At 68.7% G+C, this 15,179-nt stretch carries 15 protein-coding genes; 12 read left to right on the top strand and 3 right to left on the bottom strand.

Annotated elements, in window-relative coordinates:
* Positions 1 to 34: 34 nt before the first annotated feature.
* From ftsZ to ACIRON_RS03940, 9 genes are all read left to right on the top strand, one after another.
* A complete protein-coding gene (gene ftsZ / locus ACIRON_RS03980; protein ID WP_402989251.1) occupies positions 35 to 1,273 on the top strand; it encodes a cell division protein FtsZ in 1,239 nt (412 codons plus the stop codon).
* Between the two features lie 24 nt (positions 1,274 to 1,297).
* Positions 1,298 to 2,008: a peptidoglycan editing factor PgeF gene (pgeF, locus tag ACIRON_RS03975; protein WP_402989248.1), complete on the top strand. Its 711-nt coding sequence runs from the start codon at positions 1,298 to 1,300 to the stop codon at positions 2,006 to 2,008.
* Positions 2,008 to 2,712 carry a YggS family pyridoxal phosphate-dependent enzyme gene (locus tag ACIRON_RS03970; RefSeq protein WP_402989245.1) on the top strand — a complete coding sequence of 235 codons (705 nt, stop codon included), beginning with the start codon at positions 2,008 to 2,010 and terminating at the stop codon, positions 2,710 to 2,712. Before pgeF ends, ACIRON_RS03970 begins: the two co-directional genes overlap by 1 nt.
* Before the next feature lie 39 nt (positions 2,713 to 2,751).
* On the top strand, positions 2,752 to 3,237 hold the full coding sequence (locus ACIRON_RS03965; protein WP_402989242.1) for a cell division protein SepF: 486 nt from the start codon (positions 2,752 to 2,754) through the stop codon (positions 3,235 to 3,237).
* 152 nt (positions 3,238 to 3,389) lie between these two features.
* A complete protein-coding gene (locus tag ACIRON_RS03960; protein WP_256328576.1) occupies positions 3,390 to 4,157 on the top strand; it encodes a DivIVA domain-containing protein in 768 nt (255 codons plus the stop codon).
* Between the two features lie 465 nt (positions 4,158 to 4,622).
* On the top strand, positions 4,623 to 5,051 hold the full coding sequence (locus ACIRON_RS03955) for a TraR/DksA family transcriptional regulator (RefSeq protein WP_091047579.1): 429 nt from the start codon (positions 4,623 to 4,625) through the stop codon (positions 5,049 to 5,051).
* On the top strand, positions 5,024 to 5,635 hold the full coding sequence (gene lspA, locus ACIRON_RS03950; protein ID WP_402989238.1) for a signal peptidase II: 612 nt from the start codon (positions 5,024 to 5,026) through the stop codon (positions 5,633 to 5,635). The genes ACIRON_RS03955 and lspA overlap by 28 nt, the downstream gene beginning before the upstream one ends.
* Positions 5,632 to 6,573, top strand: coding sequence for an RluA family pseudouridine synthase (locus ACIRON_RS03945; protein WP_402989236.1), 942 nt, complete (start codon positions 5,632 to 5,634; stop codon positions 6,571 to 6,573). Before lspA ends, ACIRON_RS03945 begins: the two co-directional genes overlap by 4 nt.
* Positions 6,551 to 7,018 carry a GNAT family N-acetyltransferase gene (locus ACIRON_RS03940; protein ID WP_091046440.1) on the top strand — a complete coding sequence of 156 codons (468 nt, stop codon included), beginning with the start codon at positions 6,551 to 6,553 and terminating at the stop codon, positions 7,016 to 7,018. The genes ACIRON_RS03945 and ACIRON_RS03940 overlap by 23 nt, the downstream gene beginning before the upstream one ends.
* 62 nt (positions 7,019 to 7,080) lie before the next feature.
* On the opposite strand, the gene mmuM is transcribed toward ACIRON_RS03940, so the two are convergent.
* The gene (gene mmuM, locus ACIRON_RS03935; RefSeq protein WP_402989233.1) at positions 7,081 to 7,965 is read right to left on the bottom strand and encodes a homocysteine S-methyltransferase; all 885 of its coding nucleotides are present in this window, start codon (positions 7,963 to 7,965) and stop codon (positions 7,081 to 7,083) included.
* Between the two features lie 138 nt (positions 7,966 to 8,103).
* On the opposite strand from mmuM, the gene dnaE reads away from it, so the two are divergent.
* The 3 genes from dnaE (at position 8,104) to ACIRON_RS03920 (ending at position 13,911) form a co-directional block, all read left to right on the top strand.
* Positions 8,104 to 11,688 carry a DNA polymerase III subunit alpha gene (gene dnaE, locus ACIRON_RS03930; RefSeq protein WP_402989230.1) on the top strand — a complete coding sequence of 1,195 codons (3,585 nt, stop codon included), beginning with the start codon at positions 8,104 to 8,106 and terminating at the stop codon, positions 11,686 to 11,688.
* Positions 11,673 to 12,302, top strand: a complete 630-nt coding sequence (locus ACIRON_RS03925; RefSeq protein ID WP_402989227.1) for a hypothetical protein — start codon at positions 11,673 to 11,675, stop codon at positions 12,300 to 12,302. Before dnaE ends, ACIRON_RS03925 begins: the two co-directional genes overlap by 16 nt.
* 88 nt (positions 12,303 to 12,390) lie before the next feature.
* Positions 12,391 to 13,911, top strand: coding sequence for a hypothetical protein (locus ACIRON_RS03920; RefSeq protein ID WP_402989224.1), 1,521 nt, complete (start codon positions 12,391 to 12,393; stop codon positions 13,909 to 13,911).
* A gap of 46 nt (positions 13,912 to 13,957) precedes the next feature.
* Here the strand turns inward: ACIRON_RS03920 and ybaK are convergent, their stop codons facing one another.
* Together ybaK and ACIRON_RS03910 are read right to left on the bottom strand one after the other, a co-directional pair.
* Positions 13,958 to 14,482 carry a Cys-tRNA(Pro) deacylase gene (ybaK, locus tag ACIRON_RS03915; RefSeq protein WP_402989222.1) on the bottom strand — a complete coding sequence of 175 codons (525 nt, stop codon included), beginning with the start codon at positions 14,480 to 14,482 and terminating at the stop codon, positions 13,958 to 13,960.
* Entirely contained in the window at positions 14,482 to 15,144 is a 663-nt protein-coding gene (locus ACIRON_RS03910; protein ID WP_091046453.1) for an LON peptidase substrate-binding domain-containing protein, read from the bottom strand. Before ACIRON_RS03910 ends, ybaK begins: the two co-directional genes overlap by 1 nt.
* Between the last annotated feature and the right edge of the window lie 35 nt (positions 15,145 to 15,179).

Here is a 15,179-nt window from a genome sequence, read left to right as displayed (position 1 = left end):
GTAGGACCAACCAGCGATCGAAGGGGCGACCACCGTGGGAGCTGCACAGAACTATCTGGCGATCATCAAGGTCGTCGGCATCGGTGGCGGCGGCGTCAACGCTGTCAACCGGATGATCGAGGTCGGCCTCAAGGGGGTCGAGTTCATCGCCATCAACACCGACGCCCAGGCGCTGCTGATGAGCGACGCCGACGTCAAGCTCGACATCGGTCGCGAGCTGACCCGCGGCCTCGGTGCCGGCGCCAACCCGAGTGTGGGGGAGAGCGCCGCCGAGGACCACGCCGACGAGATCGAAGAGGTCATCAAGGGCGCCGACATGGTCTTCGTGACCGCCGGCGAGGGTGGCGGCACCGGCACCGGTGGTGCCCCGGTCGTGGCCCGCATCGCCCGCTCCCTCGGCGCCCTGACCATCGGTGTGGTGACCCGCCCGTTCGCTTTCGAGGGCCGTCGTCGCGCCAACTCCGCCGAGGAGGGGATCAGCAAGCTCCGCGAGGAGGTCGACACCCTCATCGTCATCCCCAACGACCGGCTGCTGTCGATCTCGGACCGCAACGTGTCGGTGATGGACGCGTTCCGCCAGGCCGACCAGGTGCTGCTGCAGGGTGTCTCCGGCATCACCGACCTGATCACCACGCCCGGCCTGATCAATCTCGACTTCGCCGACGTGAAGTCGGTCATGTCCAACGCCGGCTCGGCGCTGATGGGCATCGGCTCGGCCCGCGGTGACAACCGCAGCGTCGAGGCCGCCGAGATGGCCGTCTCCTCGCCGCTGCTGGAGGCGTCGATCGATGGCGCCCACGGCGTCCTGCTCTCCATCGCGGGTGGCTCCGACCTCGGCCTCTTCGAGATCAACGAGGCCGCCGCGCTGGTCGCCGACGCGGTCCACCAGGAGGCCAACATCATCTTCGGCGCGACCATCGACGACGCGCTCGGTGACGAGGTCCGGGTCACGGTGATCGCCGCCGGTTTCGACGGCGGCATGCCCAAGCGTCGCGAGGGCGCCTCGGCGCTCGGCAGCGTGCAGGGCCGCTCCAGCGGCTCCCAGTCCGCCGCCAACGGCGAGACCGCCGCCGTGGCCACCGCGGTCGCGACCCGTCGCGCCGAGGAGTCCGAGGAGGCCCCGGCCGCCGCGCCGGCCAAACCCGCCCAGCCGGCTCCGGCCACGCCTCCGCCCGCGGCCCCGCCGGCCGAGCCCGCCCCGGTCGCCAAGAAGCCCGCTCCCAGCGTCCAGTTCAGCGATGATGAGCTCGACGTTCCCGATTTCCTCAAGTAAGCACAGTTTGAAGTAGGTCCCTTCTTGTATTCGTTCCGAGCCTCAGCAGGCCTCGTCGACCTGGCGTTCACCGACAGGTACGGCGGGGTCAGCCTCGCTCCGTACGCCGAGCTCAACCTGGCGGTCAACGGCTCGGACTCGGCCGACGCGAAGGCCGAGAACCATCGGCTGCTGTTGGCCGACTTCGCCGACGGCGCGCCCTACGCCGACCTCTACCAGGTCCACGGCAAGGCGGTCGTCGACGCGGCGTGCGGCACCCGTCCCGAGGCGGACGGGATCGTCACCACCGAGCGTGACCTGGTGCTCCTGGTCCGCACCGCCGACTGCGTACCCGTGCTGTTCGCCGACGAGGCCGCCGGGGTCATCGGCGCGGCGCACGCCGGCCGCAAGGGGATGGCGGTCGGGGTCGTGCCCGAGACCATCGCCCGGATGCGCGCGCTCGGTGCGACGCGGATCACCGCCTGGGTCGGACCGCACGTGTGCGGCAAGTGCTACGAGGTGCCTGCCGAGATGCAGGAGGAGATCGCCGCGGTCGAGCCGGCCACGCGCGCCACCACGAGCTGGGGCACCCCGAGCCTCGACGTCGGCGCCGGAGTGCTCGCCCAGCTGGCCCGCGAGGGCGTCGAGACGGTCGACGCCAGCCGCTGCACCCGCGAGTCCGAGGACCTCTACTCCTACCGCCGTGACGGCGCCGGCATGTCGCTGGGTGCCCTGATCCGGCTGCGTGGTGCCTGATGGCCACCGATCGCGCCGATGAGATCGCAGCGGGGCTCGCCGAGACCCGCGAGCGGATCGCGGTGGCCGCCAAGGCCGCCGGTCGCCCGGCCGACGACGTCCACCTGGTCGTGGTCACCAAGTTCTTCCCCGCCTCCGACGTACGCATCCTGGCCGGTCTCGGCGTCACCGACGTCGGCGAGAACCGCCACCAGGAGGCGGCGGCCAAGGCGGCCGAGTGCGCCGACCTCGGGCTGCGCTGGCACTACGTCGGCGGGCTGCAGTCCAACAAGGCGGCGGCCGTGGCCGGATACGCCGACGTGGTCGAGTCCGTCGACCGCTCCTCCCTGCTGCCCCGGCTCAGCCGTGGCGCGGGGGAGCGCGGCCAGATCCTCGACGTGCTCCTCCAGGTCTCCCTCGACCCGCCCGGTCGCGAGGGTCGTGCCGGGGCGGATCCCGGTGACGTACGCGACCTGGCTGCTGAGGTCGAGGCGACCGACGGGCTCCGGCTGCGGGGCCTGATGGCGGTCGCGCCGCTGGGCGAGGAGCCGGAGCAGGCGTTCGTCCGGCTGGCGCGGATCCGCGAGGACTTCCTGGTCGAGTATCCCGAGGCGACGGTGCTGTCGGCGGGGATGAGCGGCGACCTGGAGCAGGCGATTGCCCATGGCGCGACACACGTACGTGTCGGGTCTGCGGTCCTCGGAGAGAGGCCAACTGTCAAGTAATGTCTCGGACAGCAATACTTTGGGGAAGGTGGGACACACATGAGCGGCGCGATGCGCAGGTTCGGTGAATACCTCGGCCTGCTCGAGGACACCGGGTACGACGACGATGTCTACGACGGCGACGACGACGAGACCCGCTCCCACGAGGCCGTCAAGGCGCCGGTGCGGTCGAAGCAGTCACGTCCGGCCCCGGTGGCCGACCTTTCCGAGCGGCGACGAGCAACGGTGGTGCCTGCGGTGGCCGAGCTTTCCAAGATCATCACGCTGACCCCGACGTCCTACAACGAAGCGCGTCAAGTCGGCGAGAACTACCGCGACGGCACGCCGGTGATCATGAACCTCACCGAGATGAACGATGCCGACGCGAAACGGCTTGTCGACTTTGCCGCGGGCCTGATCTTTGCTACCTATGGGAACATCGAGAGGGTCACCAACAAGGTGTTTCTTATCTCACCTGCGAACGTTTCGGTCACGGCTGAGGCCAAGCAGAGGATCGTTGAGGGCGGCTTCTTCAACCAGAGCTGAGGCCTTCGACACCTGCTCGTGGGTGCCTGGATGCGGTCCGCATCTGGCATGTCTACGGACAGGCGCTAGAGTTTCGACAGCATTACCTGATGCCGCCCCCCGGCGGTGCAGTCCGTACGTCTGAGTCAACCGAGTAATGAATGGGTGAGGTCATGCCGCTGACGCCAGAGGACGTGAGCAACAAGCGCTTTACTCCCGTCCGGCTCCGCGAGGGCTACGACATGGGCGAGGTGGACCAGTTCCTCGACGAGGTCGAGGCCGAACTGGCACGTCTCACCCGGGAGAACGACGACCTTCGCGGGAAGTTGGCATCTGCGCAGTCGGGTGGGGGTCCGTCCTTCCCGATGGCTCCCGAGCCGCCTGCTCCTGAGCCGATGCCGGCTCCTGAGCCGGTCTCGCACCAGATGCCGATGTATCAGGAGCCACCGCAGACCGGCGGTATCGAGACGATCCGGGTCGAGACCGTGCCGGAGGCGTCCAACGCCGCCGCGCGCCTGCTCGAGCTGGCCACGCGCAACCACGACGCGCTCATCGACACGGCCAAGAACGACGCCGACAAGATCGTCGGCGAGGCCCGCACCAAGGCCGAGCGCCTCGAGGGCGAGTCGAAGTCGAAGGCCGACCGCATGGAGGCCGATGCGCGCACCCGTGCGCAGATGCTCGACAGCGAGACCGCCGAGCGTCGTCAGCAGCTCTTCGGCGAGCTCGAGCGTGAGAAGGACAACCTGACCACCGAGGTCGACACCCTGCGCAACTTCGAGCGTGAGTACCGCTCCCGCCTGAAGAGCTACTTCACGCAGCAGCTCGACGCGCTCAACAACTCGGCTGAGTCACAGGCGCCCGTGATGGCGGCCGCCGTCAACGAGTCGGGCCCGGCGCCCAAGCGTCTGCGCTCCATCCTGGGGGAGGACGAGGGCTGAGGCTCTCGTAGTCAGGCTTCCGTCGGCCGGTCCCGCATCGCGGGGCCGGCCGATGCGTACGTCCGCTGCCTCCTGTCCCGGTCGGCCGGCTGAGGCAGAAACGCGTTGTAGCAGGTGAGACGGGTCCTGTAAGAGGATTTCGGAGTTTTTCCGCGCTGCGGACCAATATGCGTTCAGTTTCGGTGTGTTAGTTGAGCGGAGCCGATTCCCGGGCTACATTCCGGGCACGCACTCCGCACCGACTCGGCGGCGCGAAGTGACGGCAGGAGAAAGGGGACTCCATGTCTGTACCGATGAGGTGTCGCGCCAGCGCGGCAGTCGGGCGCGTCCAGGTGACGACGCCCGAGCTTTCTGGGAATACCAGCTCCTACGTCATGGCTGTTCGAAGCGCCATGGCGAGCGCCTAGCCAAACCTGACCACCCTGCGGCCCGGGGGGCCGTGTCACACACCAGAAAGCGAGTGCCGTGCCTAAGAAAGCAACCAAGACCGTCGTCTCTCCTGACCAGCTGAAGGTGAAGGACGGCGAGGACCCGTGGACCAAGGATGAGCTCAACGAGGTCATCGACGAGCTTCACGAGATGAGGGCTCACAGCCTCGAGGTGCTCACCGCTCTCGAGACCGAGCTCTCCGGCCTGATGAAGGATTCCGGCGACGGCGCCGGCCAGGACCAGGCGGACATGGGCGCGACCAGCTTTGAGCGTGACCACGAGCTGACCGTGGTCAACAGCGAGAAGGACAAGCTGGCCCAGATCGAGCGCGTCCTGGGATACCTCGAGGACGGCTCGTACGGCATCTGTGAGTCGTGTGGGGAGCCGATCGGCAAGATGCGGCTCATGGCGTTCCCGCGTGCCACACTGTGCATGACATGCAAGCAGCGCGAGGAGCGTCGCTGAGCGACGCACATACCGGTCCTGAGTCCGACGTGCGCCCTGTTCGCTGGGCAGAGTTCGCGACCGTCGCAGTGTTTCTGCTGGTCATCGACCAGATCACGAAGCTCTGGGCGGTCGCGAAGCTCGTTCCTGGGCAGCCGCAGGAGCTGATCGGCTCGGTGCTCCAGCTCAACATCATCCGCAACCCGGGAGCGGCCTTCTCGACGGGGACCGGCCACACCTGGGTCTTCACGACGCTCTCGATCGTGGCCACGATCGGTGTGCTCTGGTTCGCTCGCCGGGTGCGCCACCGGGGCTGGGCCATCGCGCTCGGCATCCTGATCGCCGGCATCAGCGGCAACCTGGTCGACCGACTGCTGCGTGAGCCGGGCTTCTACGTCGGGCACGTGGTCGACTTCTTCCAGCTGCCCAACTGGCCGATCTTCAACGTCGCCGACATGTGCATCAACGTGGCCGCGGTGCTGATCGTGATCTTCTCGTTCAAGGGGATCGGGCTGGACGGGTCGATCGACGGCGGCGCCGCGGACGAGTCCGCGGGCGAGTCCGCGGGCGAGTCCGAGGGCGAGTCCGAGGGCGAGAAGAAGTGAACTTCGGTCACGCCGATCAGCGCACGCTGCACGTCCCGGACGGCTTGGAGGGGGAGCGGGTCGATGCCGCCATGGCGCGGCTGTTCGGCCTCTCCCGCACCCGCGCGGCGGAGCTGATCGCCGAGGGCCTGGTGACCGTGGACGGCTCGGTCGTGGCCAAGAGCGACCGGGTCAGCGCCGGGTCCATGCTCGACGCGACGATCCCGTCGCAGGCGGACCCGTTGGAGATCAAGCCCGAGATCGTCGAGGGCATCAAGATCATCTACGACGACGACGCCTTCGTGGTGATCGACAAGCCCGTCGGCGTGGCCGTCCACCCCTCGCCGGGCTGGCAGGGACAGACGGTCGTCGGCCACCTTGCCGCGGCCGGCTTCCGGATCTCGACCTCAGGGGCCAAGGAGCGCGAGGGCATCGTCCAGCGCCTCGACGTCGGCACCTCCGGCGTGATGGTGATCGCCAAGTCCGAGCACGCCTACTCCGTCCTCAAGAACGCGTTCCGGCAGCGTACGGTCGACAAGACCTACCACGCGCTGGTCCAGGGCCACCCCGACCCGCTCGAGGGGACGATCGACGCACCGATCGGGCGCAACCCGAAGTACGACTACAAGTTCGCGGTCCGCGCGGACGGGCGTCACTCGATCACCCACTACGAGACGCTGGAGGCGCATCGGTTCGCCTCGCTGCTGAAGATCCACCTCGAGACCGGGCGCACCCACCAGATCCGCGTCCACATGTCTGCGCTGAAGCATCCCTGCGTCGGCGACCTCACCTACGGCGCCGACCCCGCCCTGGCGCGGCGCGTCGGGGTCGAGCGGCAGTGGCTGCACGCGGTGCAGCTCGGCTTCGAGCACCCGGAGACCGGTGAGTACGTCACCTTCGAGTCGACCTACCCCGACGACCTCCAGCACGCGCTCGATGTCATCCGCGACTCCCACTGAGGCGGTGCTCCGTCCCGCGGAGCCCGAGGACATCGCTGAGATCGTCCGCACCTACGTCGAGGCCCGTGCCGCCGCGCCGATGCCGGCGCCGATCTACCCGGAGTCGGACATCCGGGAGTGGCTCGCGGTCAAGGTCCTGGCGCCTCAGCAGGGGTCGCAGGTCTGGGTCACGGAGGTCGCCGGCGCCGTCTCGGCCTTCGTCGCCTTCACCCCGACCTGGCTCGACGACCTCTTCGTCCACCCCCGCGCCCAGGGCACCGGCCTCGGCACCATGCTGCTCGATCTGGTGAAGTCGCTGGCCCCCGACGGCTTCGGTCTCTGGGTCTTCGAGATGAACACCCCCGCGCGGGCCTTCTACGCCCGCCACGGGTTGCGCGAGGTCGAGCGCACCGACGGCTCCGCCAACCAGGAGAAGACTCCCGACGTACGGATGGCCTGGCCCTAGCCGAGACGTCGCCCAGGTCGGCCGAGGCGTCACTCGCGTCGGCCGAGATGGCGCCTCGATGCCTACTCGGCCGACGTAGGTGACGCTTCGGCCGACGTACGTGACGCCTCGGCGGCGATGAGGGCGATCTCGGCGGGGCCGACGCGGCAGCAGCCACCGACGTACGCGGCTCCGGACCGGATCCAGGAGAGGGCCTCGCCGGGGCGGAAGTGAGGGGTGCCGGTCCAGGCGCCGTCGGAGTAGACCTCCCCGGTGTTGGGGTAGACGACGGCGGGCTCGCCAGTGGCGGTGGCGAGCTGTATGGCGGCGGGTACGTCGGCCGGGTCGCAGCAGTTGACCCCGACGGCGACCACGGAGCGGATGCCCGCGGCCAGTGCCAGCGCGTCGGCCAAGGGCTGGTCGGCGCGGGTGCGGGTGCCGGCGCAGGAGTAGGAGAACCACACCGGGAGGCCGATGTCGTCGAGGAGGTCGACGAGCACCTCGGCCTCCTCGATGTCTGGGATGGTCTCGACCGCGATGAGGTCGGGATCCTCGGTCTCGAGCAGTGCCAGCCGGGGCGCGTGGAAGTCACGCAGCACGGCCGCGGAGACCCCGTAGCGGCCGCGGTACTCGGACCCGTCGGCCAGATAGGCGCCGTAGGGTCCGACCGAGGCGGCGACCAGGCGCCCGGGAGCCTCCTCGGCGACCTCGCGCGCGACGCGCACGCTGCGGCGCAGGAGCTCGGTGGCGTACGTCTCGCTCATCCCGGCCGCCACGAAACCGGGCACGCTGGCCTGGTAGCTCGCGGTCGTGGCGACGTCGGCGCCGGCGGCGTAGTAGGCGCGGTGGACGGCGGCGATCTCCGCGGGGGACTCATCCAGCAGCCGGGCCGTCCACAGGGTGCCGGAGACGTCGTGGCCGCGGGCTTCCAGCGCGTTGGACAGGCCGCCGTCGATGATCGTCACCACAACTCAAGACTGTACGGCCAGCCGCCCGAAAAACTGTCGGTGGCGCCAGATAGTCTGTAGTCCTTCCCCCAGGTCGTCCGTTTGCACGGGCCCCTGCGCCCGCTCCATCCGTTCGACCTCGAGGAGGGCTCCACGCCAATGGCGGCCGGCTCCAAGGACTCTTTCGTCCACCTGCACGTCCACACCGAATACTCGATGCTGGACGGTGCCTCGCTCCTCGACGGTCTGTTCAAACGGACCAGCGAGCTCGAGATGCCGGCGATCGCGATGACCGACCACGGCAACATGCACGGGGCCTACGACTTCTGGAAGAAGGCGCGGGCCCACGACGTCAAGCCGATCATCGGCATCGAGGCCTACATCACGCCGAACACCCCACGCGGCGAGCGCAAGCGGGTGCGGTGGGGCAAGGGCGATGCGGCGCAGGAGGGCGGCGACGACGTCTCCGGTGGTGGCGCCTACACCCACATGACGATGTGGGCGCAGAACACCGAGGGGATGCATAACCTCTTCCGGCTCTCCAGCCGCTCCAGCCTGGAGGGCTACTATTTCAAGCCGCGGATGGACAAGGAGATCCTCGCCGAGCACTCCAACGGGATCATCGTCTCCACCGGCTGCCCCAGCGGCGCGATCCAGACGCGACTGCGGCTGGGCCAGTGGGACGAGGCGCTCAAGGAGGCCGGCGAGCTGCAGGACATCTTCGGCAAGGAGAACGTCTTCCTGGAGCTGATGGACCACGGCATCTCGATCGAGAAGCGGGTCCGTGACGACCTGCTCAAGCTCGGCAAGGCGATGAACATCCCGCCGGTGGCGACCAACGACTCCCACTACAACAACCCTGAGGACGCCAGCGCCCACGAGGCGCTGCTGTGCGTGCAGTCGGGCAGCCGGATGAACGAGCCGCCCTACTCCAAGGGCGGCAAGCGGTTCGCGTTCGAGGGCAGCGGCTACTACATCAAGACCGCTGCCGAGATGCGCGAGCTGTGGGGTCGCCAGGATCTGATCGAGGCCTGCGACAACACCCTCCTGATCGCCGAGCGCTGCGACGTGCAGTTCACCGAGTCGACCGGTGGCTACATGGCGCTCGCCGACATCCCCGAGGGGGAGACCGAGGAGTCCTGGCTGCGCAAGGAGACCTGGCGCGGCATCGAGATCCGCTACCCCGGGGAGAAGACGACCCAGGAGGTCCGCGACCGCGTCGAGTTCGAGATCGACGTCATCTTGCAGAAGGGCTACCCGGGCTACTTCCTCGTGGTCGCCGACTTCATCCAGTGGTCGAAGAACAACGGCATCCGGATCGGCCCGGGTCGTGGTTCGGGTGCGGGGTCGATCGTGGCGTACGCGTTGAAGATCACCGACCTCGACCCGCTCGAGCACGGACTCTTCTTCGAGCGGTTCCTCAACCCCGAGCGTCCCTCGATGCCCGACTTCGACATCGACTTCGACGACCACCGCCGCGGCGAGACGATCAAGTACGTCACGGAGAAGTACGGCGCGGAGAAGGTCGCCCAGATCGCCACCTTCGGGCGGATCAAGGCCAAGCAGGCGATCAAGGACGCGGCCCGCATCCTCGACCACGGCTTCGCGATCGGCGACCGGATCACCAAGGCGCTGCCGCCCGACGTGATGGGCAAGGGGGTTCCGCTCAAGGAGCTGTTCAACCCCGACCACAAGCGCTACGGCGAGGGCGGCGACTTCCGCGCCCTGCACGACACCGACCCCGACGTCCGCAAGATCTATGAGACCGCGCTCGGTCTCGAGGGCCAGATCCGGCAGACCGGCATCCACGCCGCGGGCGTGATCATGGCCTCCGAGCCGATCATCGACGTCGTCCCGCTGATGGAGCCCAAGCAGGACGGCCAGGTCGTCACCCAGTTCGAGTACCCGACCTGTGAGTCGCTCGGCCTGGTCAAGATGGACTTCCTGGGCCTCTCCAACCTGCACACCCTCGAGGACGCGCTGGGCAACATCCGCGCCAACCGCGACATCGACCTGGTGCTCGAGGACGTCCCCTTCGACGACAAGCCGACCTACGAGCTGATGCAGCGCGGCGACACGCTCGGCGTCTTCCAGCTCGATGGTGGTGGCATGCGGGCGCTGCTGCGCTCGATGCTCCCCGACCGGTTCGCCGACATCACCGCGGTCTCCGCGCTCTACCGGCCGGGCCCGATGGGTGCCGACTCCCACAACAAGTACGCCCACCGCAAGAACGGCCGCGAGCCGATCGTGCCGATCCACCCCGAGCTCGAGAAGCCGCTCGAGGATGTGCTGGGGGAGACCTACGGCCTGATCGTCTACCAGGAGCAGGTGATGTCGATCGCCCAGGTCCTGGCGGGGTTCTCGCTCGGACAGGCCGACAACCTGCGGCGCGCGATGGGCAAGAAGAAGAAGGCCGAGCTCGACAAGCAGTACGCCGGGTTCCAGGCCGGCATGCTCGAGCGCGGCTACTCCCAGAAGGCGATCGACACGATCTGGGAGATCCTGCTGCCGTTCTCCGACTACGCCTTCAACAAATCGCACTCGGCGGCCTACGGCGTGGTCACCTACTGGACCGCCTACCTCAAGGCCAACTACCCGACGGAGTACATGGCCGCGCTCTTGACCTCGGTCAAGAACGACAAGGACAAGATGGCGATCTACCTCAACGAGTGTCGCCGGATGAAGATCGCGGTGCTGCCGCCCGACGTCAACGAGTCCGCCCACGACTTCACCGCCGTCGGCACCGACATCCGCTTCGGCCTGACCGCCGTGCGCAACGTCGGCGCCCAGGTGGTCGACGGCATCGTCGAGGCCCGCACGACCAAGAGCCGGTTCGAGGACTTCAACGACTACCTCTCCAAGGTGCCCGAGCGGGCCTGCAACAAGCGCGTGATCGAGTCGCTGATCAAGGCCGGTGCCTTCGATGACATGAAGCACCGCCGCCGCGCGCTGGTGGCGATCCACGAGACCGCGGTGGACCAGTACATCGACATCAAGCGCAACGAGGCGATCGGCCAGGACTCGCTCTTCGGCGGCCTCGACGAGGACGGCGGAGACGGCTTCGGCGTCTCGGTGGCCATCCCCGACATGGACGAGTGGGACAAGATGACCCTGCTCGGCCATGAGCGCGAGATGCTCGGCCTCTACGTCTCCGACCACCCGCTCATGGGCCTGGAGCACGTCTTGGCCAACGGCACCGACTGCACCATCGGACAGCTGATGACCGATGAGACGCGGCCCCACAACACCACCGTCACGGTCTCCGGGCTGGTCACCAACGTCAACCGGCGCATCACCAAGAAGGGCGACGCCTGGGCGACGGTGACCCTGGAGGACCTCGAGGGCTCGGTCGAGGTGCTGCTCTTCCCGTCGTCCTACCAGCTGGCCGCACCGCATCTGGTCGAGGACTCGATCATCCGGGTCAAGGGCCAGCTCTCCCGCGACAAGGACCAGCCCGAGCTGCGCGGCCAGGAGGTCACCGTCCCCGACCTGACCGGTGGTCCGGGTGCCGCCGGGGGGCCGGTGGTGATCTCGCTGCCGTCGACGCGGTGCACGCCGCAGGTGATCGCGTCGCTGCGTGACGTACTGACCACCTATCCCGGAGTAGCCGAGGTCAGGCTACGGTTGATGACACGGGACGCGACCCGGGTCATGAAGCTCGATGACCGGCTACGGGTGGCACCGACTCCCGAGCTGTTCGCCGACCTCAAACAACTCCTCGGACCAGGATGCCTGACAATCTGATCGTGCCGCCGCCGCCCAGCCTCTACGCGACCGGCCACCGCTCCGCCCGCCCCGACCTGTCCCGCCCGGTGCTGGTCCAGGTGGCCATCATCGTGGCCGCCTTCATCGTCGGCGGCCTCGCGGCGGGTCTCGCCGCGGCGACGCTGTGGACCCCGCCGACCGGGATGGTCCTCGAGGACAAGTGGTACCGGGGGCTCATCTCGATCGACCCGCCCGCCATCGGGCAGAACATCGACCAGGGCGTCTTCGCCGCGACCGCCTGGTTCTCGGTCTGCGCGATCGTGCTCGGCCTGCTGGTCGGCATCGCCGCCGCGGTCTGGCTCAACCGCTCCGAGCTGGTCACCCTCGGCGCCCTGATCATCGGGGGTGCGATCGGTGGCGGCCTGATGCTGCTGGTCACCTCGCTGCTCTCGCCCGAGGACCCCAACCCGCTCGCCAAGGGCGCCGCCGACGGCACCGTCCTGCAAGACAGCTTCCAGCTGGCCTCGCCATGGCTTGTCCTGCTCGTCCCGGGCTCGGCGATGCTGGCGCTGATGGTGATCTTCTTGATGTGGGCCCCGCACCCTCGCGAGGAGCACGAGCTCGACGGTCAGCAGGTTGCGACCGAAAGGTAAATTCGGCGGACAGTCGTCCCTGGTCGGCGTAGATTCAACAGGTTGGACGGTCGGCGCGGTGCTGACCGACAGAACCTGAAAGTCACTGATGTCAGAAATCACTCCCGGTCAGAACCCGTCCGGACCGGAGGCGACAGAGATCCTCGAACTCGGCGGGGACTCTGCCACAAAGAGCAGGAAGCCGCTGATCATCGGCGCGGCAGCCGTCGTGGGCGTCGCTGCGCTGGCCACCGCCGGCACCCTCACCGCGGTCGCGCTGAGCAACGCCGGTGGGTCCCCGGCAGAGGCATTCCCCGCCTCGACCCTCGCGTACGCCGAGATCGACCTGACCGAGGCCAAGGACGCCCTGCCGACGCTGCGCAAGCTGCCTTCGATCAAGAAGGAGCTCGGCCTCGAGGAGGGCGAGGACCCGCGCGAGGCGCTGTTCGCCGACGCCTGTGAAGACCTCGACTTCGCCAAGGACGTCGAGCCCTGGATCGGCTACAAGGCCGCCGTCGGCGCTGTCCCCGCGGATGCGGAGCCGGTGCTCGCGTTCGCCCTGCAGGTCACCGACGAGTCCGACGCCGAGGCTGGCCTTCCCAAGCTCGCCGAGTGTGGCGGGTCGGAGTCTGCCTGGTCGGTCGGCGACGGATGGGCACTCATCGCGGAGACCGAGGACGACCTCGCCGTGATCGAGAAGGCGGTGGCCGCCGGCACCCTGGCCGAAGACGCCGGCTTCGAGAAGTGGACCGGTGACGTCGGCGGGACCGGGTTCATCACGGCGTACGCCGCCAAGGAGCTGCCGGACGCCATCGCCGAGGCCGCTGAGAACGGCGCGTTCGACAAGGCCGAGGGTGATCTTGCCGAGAACCCGATGGGTGGGATCGCGCCGCTGCCCGACCCGGCCGCGCTGGCCGAGACGATCCGGTCGGCGACGAAGGACTTCGGTGGCGCCGCCTTCACCGTGCGCGCCGAGGAGAACGCCTTCGAGCTCGAGGCCGCCTCCTCGATGGGCGAGCAGGCCGAGTCCATGGAGGCCGGCACCTTGGCCGGCACGCTGCCGAAGGACACCACCGCGGTGATCGCCGCCAACCCGGCCGAGGGCTGGCTCACGACCGGCTTGGCCGGAAGTGGCGCGGACGACCAGCTCGACCAGATGCTCGGAATGGCTCCCGGTGACCTCGAGAAGCTCCTCGGTGACAGCTTCGCGATCGCGGCCGGCGAGATCGACCTGAGCGCTCCGGACTCCCTGGACATCGGCATCAAGCTCGACGGTGCCGACTCGGCCGATGTCGAGAAGTTCGTCGAGGGCCTCACCGCGGGCTTCGGTGCCCAGGGCGTGGTCAGCGTCGACAGCGAGGGTGAGGTGACCTCCGTCGGGATCGGCGACTACGGCAAGGAGCTGCTCGCCGACGGTGGCCTGGCAGAGACCGACAAGTTCAAGAACGCGGTCCCCAACGCCGAGGACGCCTCCGGGGTGGTCTACGTCGACTTCGACGGTCTCGACGAGCTGGTGACGGCCGAGGCTCCCGAGGTCGCCGACGACATCGAGGCGCTTGGCCAGCTCGGCTTCAGCGCCTACCTGGACGGCGACACCTCGCGAGCCCTGGCTCGCATCACCGTCGACTGACCTGCCGAGCCGAGTCGGCGCGTCAGGACGCGCCGACTCGGCGGGGTCAGCGGGCGATCGGGGCCGCGGTGGCGTACGTGATCGTGATCAGGTCGGTGGGGGAGAGCTCGATGTCCAGGCCGCGTCGCCCGCCGGAGACGTAGACCGAGTCGTACGCCGTCGCGGACTCGTCGACCACGGTCGGGTGGGGACGCTTCTGACCGACGGGGGAGATCCCGCCGGCGACGTAGCCGGTCGCACGCTCGGCCGCGGTCACCTCGGCCATCTGCGCCTTCGAGCCACCCAGCGCACGGGCGAGTGCCTTGAGGTCGAGCTGGCCGGTGACCGGGACGATGCCGACGACGAGCTTGCCGTCGAGGGAGGCCATCAGCGTCTTGAAGACCCGTTCCGGCTCGACGCCGAGGGCCTCGGCGGCCTCGAGGCCGTAGGACTCCGCACGCGGGTCGTGCTCGTAGGGGTGCAGCGTGTAGTCGATGCCGGCCTGGGTGAGCGCGACGGTCGCCGGCGTGCCACCGCCGGCCCGCTTCCCGGGCTGCTTTCCGGCGTGCTTACCGGGCTGCCTCTTCGCCATCAGTTGGGGGACCACTTGGTGCGGGCGACCTCGGTCGCGGGCAGCGAGGGGATGACGTTCATCGCCTTGAGCTCGGAGCGGAGCAGGTCGGTGACCATGCCGAGGCGTACGCCGGCGTCGGGTGCCTCCAGGAGCGCCTGCCGGTCGGGCATGGGCAGGGGAGTGGTGGCCGAGATGGTCCAGGAGAGGAACTCCGGGTCCTTGGGGAGCGCGCCGGTGAACGGGTCGTCGCGGAACTCCAGCAGCGCGGCCCGGTAGGCGGTGAAGGTCGCGCGTGCGGTGTCGACGATGGCGTTCGGGACCGAGACGTGGTCCTCGGGAAGGTCCTCGACATCGGCGACGGGGAAGTCGCCCGAGCTGACCAGGCTGTCCATCCGGATCCGGTCGACCGCGAGCACCTCGAGGTCGAAGGAATCGTCGTCGTGCCGCTCCACCTCGGTGATCAGCAGCTTCACCCCGACGCGGTAGAGCGACTGGGCGCCGGTCTCGCCGACCTCGTAGCCCTCGCGGATCGCGACGGAGCCGAAGTGGCGGTCCTCCTCTTCCTGGCGGAGCAGGTGGTGCACCATCGCGCGGTAGCGGTCCTCGAAGACGCGCAGCGGAAGCGTCACGCCGGGAAACAGGACCGCGTTGAGCGGGAACATCGGCAGCCGGTCTGTCATCAGGCCAGACCATACCGGTCCGGCACTCGTCGCGA

Origin of the sequence: Nocardioides sp. NPDC101246 (assembly GCF_044767415.1) — a bacterium.
Classification (GTDB): domain Bacteria; phylum Actinomycetota; class Actinomycetes; order Propionibacteriales; family Nocardioidaceae; genus Nocardioides.
The sequence above is the reverse complement of the archived record's forward strand: the minus strand, read 5'-3'. Positions and strand labels throughout refer to the sequence as shown.